The 10296-nt window shown below is 74.9% G+C and carries 8 protein-coding genes; 3 read left to right on the forward strand and 5 right to left on the reverse strand.

All coding sequences use genetic code 11. The features are described 5' to 3' along the window. Positions 1-171: 171 nt before the first annotated feature. Positions 172-1755, reverse strand: a complete 1584-nt coding sequence (locus ABZW03_RS29255; protein ID WP_355264645.1) for a metallophosphoesterase family protein — start codon at positions 1753-1755, stop codon at positions 172-174. Between the two features lie 88 nt (positions 1756-1843). Between ABZW03_RS29255 and ABZW03_RS29260 the strand changes: the two genes are divergently transcribed. Next, a complete protein-coding gene (locus ABZW03_RS29260) occupies positions 1844-2533 on the forward strand; it encodes a response regulator transcription factor (RefSeq protein WP_355264648.1) in 690 nt (229 codons plus the stop codon). A 372-nt stretch (positions 2534-2905) separates the two neighbouring features. Here the strand turns inward: ABZW03_RS29260 and ABZW03_RS29265 are convergent, their stop codons facing one another. Beyond that, entirely contained in the window at positions 2906-4570 is a 1665-nt protein-coding gene (locus tag ABZW03_RS29265) for a peptide-N4-asparagine amidase (RefSeq protein ID WP_355264651.1), read from the reverse strand. A 213-nt stretch (positions 4571-4783) separates the two neighbouring features. Further along, positions 4784-5686, reverse strand: coding sequence for a LysR family transcriptional regulator (locus ABZW03_RS29270; protein WP_355264654.1), 903 nt, complete (start codon positions 5684-5686; stop codon positions 4784-4786). Positions 5687-5824: 138 nt separating this feature from the next. Here ABZW03_RS29270 and ABZW03_RS29275 point away from each other — a divergent pair, with 138 nt between their 5' ends. Together ABZW03_RS29275 and ABZW03_RS29280 are read left to right on the forward strand one after the other, a co-directional pair. Beyond that, positions 5825-6892, forward strand: a complete 1068-nt coding sequence (locus ABZW03_RS29275) for a pseudouridine-5'-phosphate glycosidase (RefSeq protein ID WP_355264656.1) — start codon at positions 5825-5827, stop codon at positions 6890-6892. 3 nt (positions 6893-6895) lie between these two features. Beyond that, complete coding sequence (locus tag ABZW03_RS29280; RefSeq protein WP_355264659.1) at positions 6896-7771, forward strand: PfkB family carbohydrate kinase; 876 nt, start codon at positions 6896-6898, stop codon at positions 7769-7771. 114 nt (positions 7772-7885) lie between these two features. Here the strand turns inward: ABZW03_RS29280 and polX are convergent, their stop codons facing one another. Then, positions 7886-9616, reverse strand: coding sequence for a DNA polymerase/3'-5' exonuclease PolX (gene polX, locus ABZW03_RS29285; protein ID WP_355264662.1), 1731 nt, complete (start codon positions 9614-9616; stop codon positions 7886-7888). Positions 9617-9733: 117 nt separating this feature from the next. After that, positions 9734-10296, reverse strand: a 563-nt coding sequence (locus ABZW03_RS29290) for an ATP-binding protein (RefSeq protein WP_355264665.1), incomplete at its 5' end; no start/stop codon positions are given.

The following is a 10296-nucleotide window of genomic DNA, read 5'->3' on the forward strand; positions in this document are numbered from 1 at the left end:
CCCGCCGCCCCCCCCCCCCGGGGGGGGGGGCGCCCCGCGGGCCGGGCCCCGCCCGGGGGCGGGGGGGGCGCCGGCCCCCCCCGGGGGGCCGGGGGCGCCCCCCGGGCGGCGCCCCGGGGGGGGGGGGCGCCGCTTCGAGCCCGGTCGACGAGGTCCCAGCGAGCGCCGGGGTCAGTGCCCCCGGCCGCCGCCGCGGGTGCCGCGCGGGCGGGTCAGGGTGAAGCGGTCGACCGGGACCAGCTCCCCGTACGGGCCGCTGACGGAGTAGTAGGTGACGCCGATGGTGGTCCGCCCGTCGCGGCCGCCCGGGTCGACGTCGAAGGAGGCGAAGCCGTACGGGTTGTCGGCGTCCCGGAAGGCGGACCAGGGGGCGTCCTCGATCACGTACACCGGGGGGCGCTTGCCGGTGGCCGGGTCGGCGGCGCCGACGCCGGTGATCACCCGGGCCTTGGCGGGTTCGAAGAAGAGCTGGTTGGACGGGGCCGAGGTGCCGCCGCCGCCGATGACCATGTGGACGGTGCCCTTGGTGGTGTCGATGGTCTCGGTGCCGGTGGCGACCGGGATCGGCGTGCGGGTGTCGGTCGGCTGCTGGCCGCGGATCGGGTGCGAGCGCTCGTAGTGGTGCTCGTGGCCGCAGACCACCAGGTCCACCCCGTACCGGTCGAACAGCGGCACCCAGGACTCGCGGATGCCGAGGTCGGCGCCGTTGAACTTGTCGGCCGTGGAGATCACCACCTGGTGCATGCAGACCACGATCCAGTCGATCCCCGGGTCCGCGTTGGCCGCGATCAACTCCCGCTCCAGCCAGCGCTGCTGGGCGCCGCCGGAGTAGCCGTGGACGTAGCTGTTGCCGCCGTCCTGGTACGCCACGTCGTCGTTGTTGAGGCTGATCACCCGCACCGAGCCGGCCGTGAACGCGTACCACAGGCCGCGCGTCTCCGCGTCGGAGCGAGCGTCCGGCAGCTCGAAGTACGCCTGGTAGGCGCCGAAGCCGATCGGTCCGTTGCCCTTCTCGTTCTCGTGGTTGCCGGCCGCGGGCATCCAGGGGCGGTGGCGGGCCGAACGGCTGTTGTTCTCGAACCAGTCGGACCAGGTGCGGACCCGGTCGGTGGCGATGTTCGCGTAGCAGAGGTCGCCGTTGAGCAGGTGGAACAGCGGGGCGATCCGCTCGACCCCGGCGGTGGTGTCGCCGGCGGCGGGGCTGCCGAGGTTGTCGTTGACGTAGCCGCTGGCGGTCTTCCGGCCGAGGGTGGGGGTGCCCTGGTCGCCGAAGCTGGTGAAGGTGAAGGCGGACCGGCCGCGCGGGGCGGTGCGGACGGTGCCGAGCTCGGGGGTGGTGCCGTCGTGGACGGCGGCGTAGACGTAGTCCGTGTCGGCGTGCAGGCCGGTCAGCCGCGCGTGGTGCACCTGGACCTCGGTGCCGGAGGCGGCGTCCCGGTAGCTGCGGGTCGCGGCCTGGACCGTCCGGCCGAAGCCGCCGTTCGAAGTCCCGTACATCACCCGCGGGTTGCCGACGGACCTGGTGGTGTGCCAGGAGACCACCACCTCGCGCGAGGCGTCCGAACCGAACTGGAGGTGCAGCCCGGCCACGCGCGGCGCGCCGGAGCGGCCCGGCCGCTGCCACAGCACCGGGGAGGCGGCGGCGGGGGTGGCCGGGAGGCCGGAGAGGGACACGGCACCGCCGAGGCCGACGCCGGTCGCGCCGGCCAGGAGCCCGCGCCGGCTGACGGAGGGACGTCCACTGGAATCGTTCATGGCGGCCAGCCCACCGGACGAAGGTGAACCGCGCCGGTGCCGCCGCGTGAACTTTCCCGTCCGGCGGCCGTGCGCCAGACTGCTGGGCGTGACGAGTACGAACGGCGAGGCCCCGCGGGTGATCCGCACCCTGATCGCGGACGACCAGGAGGCCGTCCGGCGCGGTGTGCGGCGGATCCTGACGGCCCAGCCGGACATCGAGGTCGTGGGGGAGGCGGCGGACGGGCTGGCCGCGTGGGAGCTGGCGGCCGAACTGCGGCCGGACGTCGCGCTGGTGGACATCCGGATGCCGCGGATGGACGGGCTGGAGCTGACCCGGCGGCTGGCCGGGCCGGGGGCGGCGGAGCCGGTGCGGGTGGTGGTGCTGACCACCTTCGACCTGGACGAGTACGTGTACCCGGCCCTGCGGCACGGGGCGTCCGGCTTCCTGCTGAAGCGTTCCGGCCCGTCCCTGCTGGCCGAGGCGGTACGGGCGGCGGCGGACGGGGAGAGCCTGATCAGCCCGTCGGTCACCGTCCGGCTGCTGCGGCAGGTGACGGAGCCGCGCCGCCCGGAGCGCCGGCGGTCGGCGCCGGTGGTGCCGCTGACCGAGCGGGAGGTGGAGATCGCCGGGCACGTCGCGGCGGGCCGCACCAACGCGGACATCGCCGCGCAGCTGTTCATCTCGCCGGGGACGGTGAAGACCCACGTCGCCAGCATCCAGCGCAAGCTCGGGGTGGCGAACCGGGTCGGGATCGCGGTGCACGCCTGGGAGATGGGCTGGGCGGACGCGCGGTAGCCGCGGGCGCGGGCGCGGGAGGCCGCGGGGCGTGCGGCCGGGGCGGGTGAAGACGGGAGCGCGCCCACGGGGCCGAGGGGATGCTCCGTGGACGCGCGGAACCTACGAGGTGGGGGTGGCCTCCGGACGTGATGTCCTCCGGCCGGTAGTTCGATCGTCGACCGAGGTAGTTCCAGCGGCAGACCCTGATCCGTCTCGATCCGTCGCCACTGCCTCCTGCGGTCGAACTTCCTTCACCTCGCAGGTCCACTTCCCATCATGCGCCTCCTACGGGCTGTGCACCAGGGGTCAACGGCATGAATCCCACCAATTTTCGCAACTCGGGCACCGGAGGAGCGGAACCCGGGCTCCGGAGGGGGCGGGGAGCGGTCCTCAGGGGCGCGGCCAGCCGTCCACGAAGCTCAGCGTCCGCTGGTACGGCCCCTCGGGCCCGGTGCTGCGGTACTCCTCGGTGCTGCTGCCGGTCCGGACGGTGCGGTCCCCGTCGTGCCGCCGGGCGGTGGGGCGCAGGGTGTGGTCGACGGTGGAGCGCTCGGTGACGTGGCCGCCGGTCGCCGCGGTGGACTCGCGGTGGTAGCCGAGGTCCATCGCGGTGCTCTGGTCGGTGTTGCCGGCCTCGTCACGGCTCACCCGGTAGCTGACGTCCAGCGGTTCGCCCTCGTGCACGGTGGTGGTGCGGTGCGGGCCGCCGCCCCAGGAGGCGGTGGTGCGGGTGAGGTCGGTGCCGTTGTGCAGCGTCAGGTCGTTCCCGCCGTCGCGCAGCCGCTGGGTGGAGCGGAAGGCGAGTTCGTCGCGGACCTCGGTGGTGATCCGGCCGTGCGAGGTCTGCACCCAGCCCCGGGCGAGGTCGTCGCGGGCGGCGGTGACCGTCCAGTCGCCGCTGCCGCCGCCGTGGTCGGCGAGGTCGGTGGCGACGGCGGCCTCCGGGGCGACCCGGTGGTCGGTGAGCTGCCCGGTGGTGCGGGCGGAGCCGTGGTCGGTCTCGGCGAACAGGTTGACCTGGCCGGTCCAGACGTCGTTGCTCTGCGCCTCGGCGGTGTTCACGACGACGCCCACGGTGTGCGGCCGGCCGTCCAGCAGCAGCCCGACGTACGGCGTGAGGTCGAGCCGGTAGGCGGGCAGGTCGAAGGCGAACACGCCGGGCACGGGCCGCCAGAGCAGCGGGTCCCAGCCGCCGGTGTAGATCACCGGGTACGGCCAGACCGCGCCGGCCACCCGGCCGTCCACGGTCAGCCGCAGCTCGCGGAACGGGCCCTTGCCGCAGATGCCGGTGCCCGGGTTGGCGGCGGCGAAGGCGTCCGGCGCGGAGGCGTACGCGAACTCCTCGCAGGCGCCGCCGCCCCGGGCGTAGACCTCGGCGGTGAGGCGTTCGAGGTTCTGCGGGAAGGTGAGGTCGCGCCCGGCGGAGGGGGCGGCCTGGGTGAGCCCGAACGGCCCGGTGGTGAGCAGCCGGTCGGCGGTGCGGGCGGCCGGATGGCGGTCGTCCGCGGTGTAGAAGGTCAGGCTCGCGCTGATCGTGAAGACGCCGGTGTAGGTGGCGTCGGTGACGTTGGCGAGGTCGAAGGAGAACTGCTGCGGGCCGTCCGCGAACAGCGGGGCGTAGCGGGTGACGTCGCGCTCGACGCTCCAGGCGATGCCCTCCTTGGACGGCTCCGGGGTGGAGGAGAGCAGCACCTGGACGCCGCCGACCCGGACGCTGAAGATCCGGTCGAACTGCCGCCCGGCGACCCGTCCGTGGAGGTCCAGGACCACCGCCGACCAGGGGCCGGCGCAGTCGGCGGGCGGGGTGAGGGTGGCGTCGTACGGGGTGTCCGGCGGGTTGCCGTACCCGTTGCGGAACTCGCGCTCGTGCATCACTTCGACGGTGCAGGAGCGGGTGTCGGGGCGGGTGAGCGGCTTGGTGGCGGTGAGCGGGTCGTGGTAGTCGGTGCCGAAGTCGGCACGGGCCGGGGCGGCGGCGGTGAGGGTGCCGGCCAGGGTGAGGACGGCGGCGCCGATCAGACCGGCGGCGCGGCGGAGCAACGGGCGCAGGGCCAAGGCGGGTTCCCGGGGTCGGGCGGCCCGCGGGCGGGTGCCGCGGGCCGGTCGGATGATCCGGGAATCCTTCCGGGGGTGGCATGTTGGCGTCAAGGATTCGCGACGACCGGCAAAGATTCGCGACGAGCGTCAAGGATTCGCGACGACCGGGAGGGATGCGCGAGGACCGGCAGGGATGCGCGGCGACCCTCCTTCGGGTGCGGGCGGGTCGGCTCAGCAGCGCTCCAGCTCCGCGGCCTCCTGCCGGATCAGGTCCCGCAGCGAGGCCAGCCGGGGCCGCCGGTCGTCCGTCCGCCACTGCATCTCCAGCGGCAGGGTGGCCCGCCCCTCCAGCCGTACGGTGGCCACGTCCTCGGTGAGGTGGCCGGCCATCGAGGCGGGCACCAGCGAGAAGGCGCGGTTGCGGGCGAGCAGGTAGAGCCGGGAGCCGACGATCCGCGGCGGGCTGACCAGCACCGGCGGGTCCACGCCGTGCTCCGCGCACAGGCCGAGCACGTGGTCGTAGTAGCGGGGGTGCTGCTCGCGCGGCCACAACAGCAGGGGCAGGTCGCGCAGTTCGGCCAGCCGCAGGCCGGTGCGGCCGGCCAGCGGGTGCTGCCGGCCGAGCGCGACCAGCACCGGCTCGTCGGCGATCCGCTCCAGCCGGTAGCCGTCCACCTCGTCCAGGAAGCGGCCGAGCCCGATGTCGGCCAGCTCGGTGGCCAGGGTGGCGGAGACCTGCCCGGTGTCCACGGCGAGTTCGGCGGTGTCGAGCGCGGGCAGCTCCTGCTCGGCCCGGCTGACCACGGCGGGCAGCAGCCGGTTCACCACGCTCGGCGAGGCGACGATCCGGGCCGTGCCCAGCCGGGACTCCTCGTGCAGCCGCACCCGGGTCAGCAGCGTCTCGGCCTGCCGGAGCAGCCGGGCGCTCTCGGCGGCCATCACCTCGCCGGCCTCGGTGAGCGCGACCGAGCGGCGGCTGCGGTCGAACAGCTCGACGCCGACGGTCCGCTCCAGCCGGGCGACCTCCTGGCTGACCGTCGGCTGCGAGATGTGCAGCCGCTCGGCGGCCCGTCCGAAGTGCAGCGTCTCGGCGACGGCCAGGAAGACCTGCAGCTGACGCAAGGTGAGAGCCATGGAGGTCAGGGTAGGCGAACCGATAGGTGAGGGCCTATCGGAAACCTCAGGACTCATTCTGGATTCCGATGTGAACCGTCCATACGCTGAACGGCATGCTGCCCCACCGCAGTGGCAGCCTCACAGAGGGTTCGCATCATGACCGGACTTCCCCCCAGCGCCGCTCCCGCCGTCCAGGTCTCCGAGGAGGTCGCCCGGGCCGTCGCCGACGGCCGGCCGGTGGTCGCCCTGGAGTCGACCATCTTCACCCACGGGCTGCCGCGGCCCCGCAACCTGGCCGTCGCGCTGGAGGCGGAGCGGCAGCTGCGGGCGGCGGGCGTCGTCCCGGCCACGATCGGGGTGCACACCGGGGTGCCCACGGTCGGGCTGAGCACCGAGCAGATCACCGAACTGTCCGCCGCCGACGGCCTGGACAAGGTGAGCCTGCGCGACCTCCCGGTGGTCGCCGCGCTCGGCCGGCACGGCGGCACCACCGTCGCCGCCACCGCCTTCCTCGCCCACCGGGCGGGCATCCGGGTGTTCTCCACCGGCGGCCTCGGCGGCGTGCACCTCGGCGCCTCGGAGAGCTTCGACGAGTCGGCCGACCTCACCACCCTGGCCGCCACCCCGGTCACCGTGGTCAGCGCGGGCGTGAAGTCCATCCTCGACATCCGGGCCACCCTGGAGCGCTTCGAGACCTACAACGTCCCGGTCATCGGCTACCGCACCCGCAAGTACCCCGGCTTCTACGTCACCGACTCCGGCCACGAGATCAACTTCAGCGTGGACTCGCCCGAGCAGGCCGCCAGGGTCATCGAGTCCCGGGACCGGCTCGGCCTGCCGCAGGCGGTCCTGATCGCCAACCCGGTGGACCCGGCCGAGCAGCTGCCGCCGGAGGAGCTGGACGGCATCCTGGCCCGCGCCTGGGCCGAGGCCGAGCGCCTGGGCGTCACCGGCAACGCCGCCACGCCGTTCCTGCTCGACTTCATCCAGCGGGACACCGGCGGGCGCAGCCTGGAGGTCAACGTCGAGGTGTACCGGGGCAACGTCCGGCTGGGCGGGGAGATCGCGGCGGCGTTGGCCGCGTCGGGTGCGTCGGGTGCGTCGGGTGCGGCGGGGGGCTCCGGCGCTGCTCCTGTGGTCGACGCTCCGGCCGGCGCCGCCTCGGCCGGTGGCGCTCCGGCCGCCGGGCCGGCCCCGGCGGCTGCCGCCGAGACCGGGGCCTGAGCCGTGCTGGGGGTGCTCGGCGACCTCGTCGAGGACATCGTGGTCTGGGCCGAGGGCCCGCTGCGGCACGGCACCGACTCCGGTGCCCGGGTCTTCCGGCGGCGCGGCGGCAGCGCGGCCAACGTCGCCCGCTTCGCCGCCGGGCGGTACCCGGCCCGCTTCCTCGGCTGCGTCGGCGAGGACGCGGTCGGGGACGGCGTCGTCGCCGAACTGACCGGCCACGGCGTCGACGTACGGGTCTCCCGGCGCGGCCGGACCGGCAGCGTCGTGGTGCTGATCGACCCGGACGGCGAGCGGACCATGCTGCCCGACCGGGGCGCCGCCACGCTGCTGGAGCGGGTCCCGGACGCGTGGCTGACCGGACTGACCCACCTGCACGTGCCGGCCTACTCCTTCGACGGCGAGCCGGTCGGCAGCACGGCGGTGGACGCGCTCGCCAGGGTCCGGCGGGGCGGCACCACCTCGGTGGACGCCTCCTCGACCGGCATGCTGGAGAGGTTCGGCCGGGAGCGCTTCCTCGCCCTGCTGGCCGGGTTGGCGCCGACCTTCGTCTTCGCCAACCGCTCCGAGTCGGAGTTCCTCGGGCTGCTGGTGGGCGGCCTGCCCGGGCCGGAGCGGGCCCGGCTGGCGGCCACCACGGTGGTCACCAAGGCCGGTGCCGAGCCGACCGCCGTCGACGTGCCGGGTGAGCCGCTGGTCATGGTGCCGGTGCCGCCGGTGGCGGAGGTGCGCGACCTCACCGGGGCCGGGGACGCCTTCGCGGCGGGGTTCCTGGCCGGGTTCCTGGACACCGGCGACCTCGGGCGCGCGGCCGGGCTCGGGCACCGCAGCGCGGCCCGGGTGCTGGCCTCGCCAGGGGCCTCCTGCGGCGGGGAGTGACATTCAGGCCGGGCCGCGATGGGGAGTGACGTTCAGGCCGGTCGCGGCGGGGTGGCCTTCGCGGGGGAGTGACGTTTCGGCGGGCGCGGTCGGCTCCTGCGGGCCAGGCCGGGCCTACTTCGGCACCGCGTCCTTGCGGAGGAAGCGCTTCAGCTTCTGCCACGTCCAGGTGTTGACCACGTCCTCGGCGGTGAGCCAGCCGCGCTGCGCCGTGCCGATGCCGTAGCGCGGGTAGGCGAGGTGGCCGGTGGCGTGCGCGTCGCTGTCGATCGCGAACCGCACGCCGTGCCGCCTGGCCCGCAGCACGTCCTCGTCGCGCAGGTCGAGCCGCTGCGGGGAGCTGTTGATCTCGATCGCGGTGCCGGTGCGCGCGGCGGCCTCGAACACCGCGTCCAGATCGACGTCGATCGGCCCGCGCCGACCGATCCGGCGGGTGGTGAGGTGGCCGATGACGTGCACGTACGGGTTCTCGCAGGCGCGGATCAGCCGACGGGTCTGGGCGGCCCGGTCCAGGGCGAAGTGCGAGTGCACGGAGGCCACGCAGACGTCGAAGCCGGCCAGGAACTCGGGCGGCCAGTCCACCCCGCCGTCCGGGCCGATGTTCAGCTCGGTGCCGTGCAGCAGGCGCAACTTCTTGTGCCGGTCGGCGAGTTGCCGCAGCTGTTCGCGCTGGGCGAGCATCTTCTCGTCGGTCATCCGCTGCATCACCAGGTCCGGGGCGTGGTCGGTGACGGCGAAGTAGGAGTAGCCGCGGGCGGCCGCGGTGTCGATCATCTCCTCCAGGGGGGCCAGCCCGTCGGTGAGGTCGGTGTGGGTGTGCAGGTCGCCGCGCAGGTCGGACTCCCGCACCAGGTCCGGGAGTCCGCCGTCCAGCGCGGCCTCGATCTCGCCCCGGTCCTCGCGCAGCGGCGGGGGGATCCACGGCAGGCCGAGCGCCGCGTACACCTCGTCCTCGCTCTCCGAGACCACCTTGGCGCCGCCGTCCACCTCGAACAGCCCGTACTCGGAGAGCTTCAGCCCGGCCCGGACGGCCATCGTGCGCAGCTTGATGTTGTGCGCCTTCGAGCCGGTGAAGTAGACCAGCGCCGCTCCCCAGTCCTCCTCCGGTACGACCCGCAGGTCGACCTGTACGCCCTGGGTGGTACGGACCGAGGTCTTGGTGCTCCCGCTGCCGATCACCTCGGCGACGTAGGGGAGTTCGGTGAGCGCGGCCATCAGCGGGGCGGAGTCCTCGGCGGTCGCGAGCACGTCGATGTCGCCCACCGTCTCGCGCATCCGGCGCAGCGAGCCCGCGTACGCGCAGCGGGTGCAGCCGGGGACGGCGGAGAGCGCGGCGACCAGCTGGTCGGCCAGCTCGGTGGCGGTGTCCAGCAGGGTGCGGCCGCCGGACTGCCGCATCAGCTCGATGCCGTGCAGGATCTTCTCGCCGCTGCGCTCGCCGAAGCCGGGCAGGTCGGCGAGCTTCTCGGCCCGGGCGGCCGCGGCGAGTTCGTCCACCGAGGCGATCCCGAGGTCGCGGTAGAGGGCCAGGGCGCGCTTGGGCCCGACGCTGGGGACGGCCATCATCTCCCGTACCCCGGACGGGATCTCGGCGCGCAGCGCCTCCAGGGCGGGGATGGTCCCGGTGGCGAGGTACTCGGCGATCTTCTCGGCGGTGGACTTCCCGACGCCGGGGATCTGCTGCAGGCCCTTGACGTCCAGGCCGGCCAGGTCCTCGGGGTGGCCGCCGACCGCGCGGGCGGCCTTCTCGTAGGCGCGGGCCCGGAAGGCGTCCCCGCCGGTGATGTTGATCAGGTCGGCGTACTCCTGGAGCAGCTCCCTGACCTGGTCGTTGAGCCGGGGCATGGGGCAAGTCTAGGTTCGGCGGGGCGCGGCCGCCCGGTTCGCGCGGGGCGCCCGGGGCGCCGGCGTACTCCGTCAGCGGCGTACTCCGTCAGTCGTACGTGACGGTCACGTACGTGGTCAGTCGTACGCGACGGTCAGCAGCAGGACCACGGTCAGCCCCCCGCCGGGGGTGGTCTCCACCGCGAGCCGGCCGCCCGCGGCCACCACCAGGCCGTGCAGGGCGGGCCCCGCCGGGCCCTCCGCCGGTGCGCCCGCGACCATCCAGTCGCGCGCGTCGAACAGCTCGTGGGCGCCCTGGTCGGAGACCCGGATCTCCACCCGGCCGCGGGTCGCCGCCGCCCGTCCGGGCGACCGCAGCGCGGACGGACCGCTCGCCACGTCGGCCCGCACCAGGACCCGGCCGCCCAGCGGGCTGCGCCGGATCGCATGGTCGACCAGCCCGGCGACGGCGGCCTCCAGCCGTCGGGCGTCCCCGGCCACCACCGGGAGCCCTGGTGCCACCCGGACCGTGACGGCCGCGGCCCGGCCGCCGCCGCGCACCACCCGGCGGACCACGTCGGCCACCTGGACGTGCCGGGCGGTCGGCTCGCAGCCCGCCTGGCGGCCGGTCCACCGCAGGCGCTCCAACTCGGTGCGGGTGAGCGGCCTGGGCGCGGCCGGCGCGCCCGGCGGGAACGGGC

The organism is Kitasatospora sp. NPDC004799 (assembly GCF_040609095.1).
Lineage (GTDB): Bacteria > Actinomycetota > Actinomycetes > Streptomycetales > Streptomycetaceae > Kitasatospora.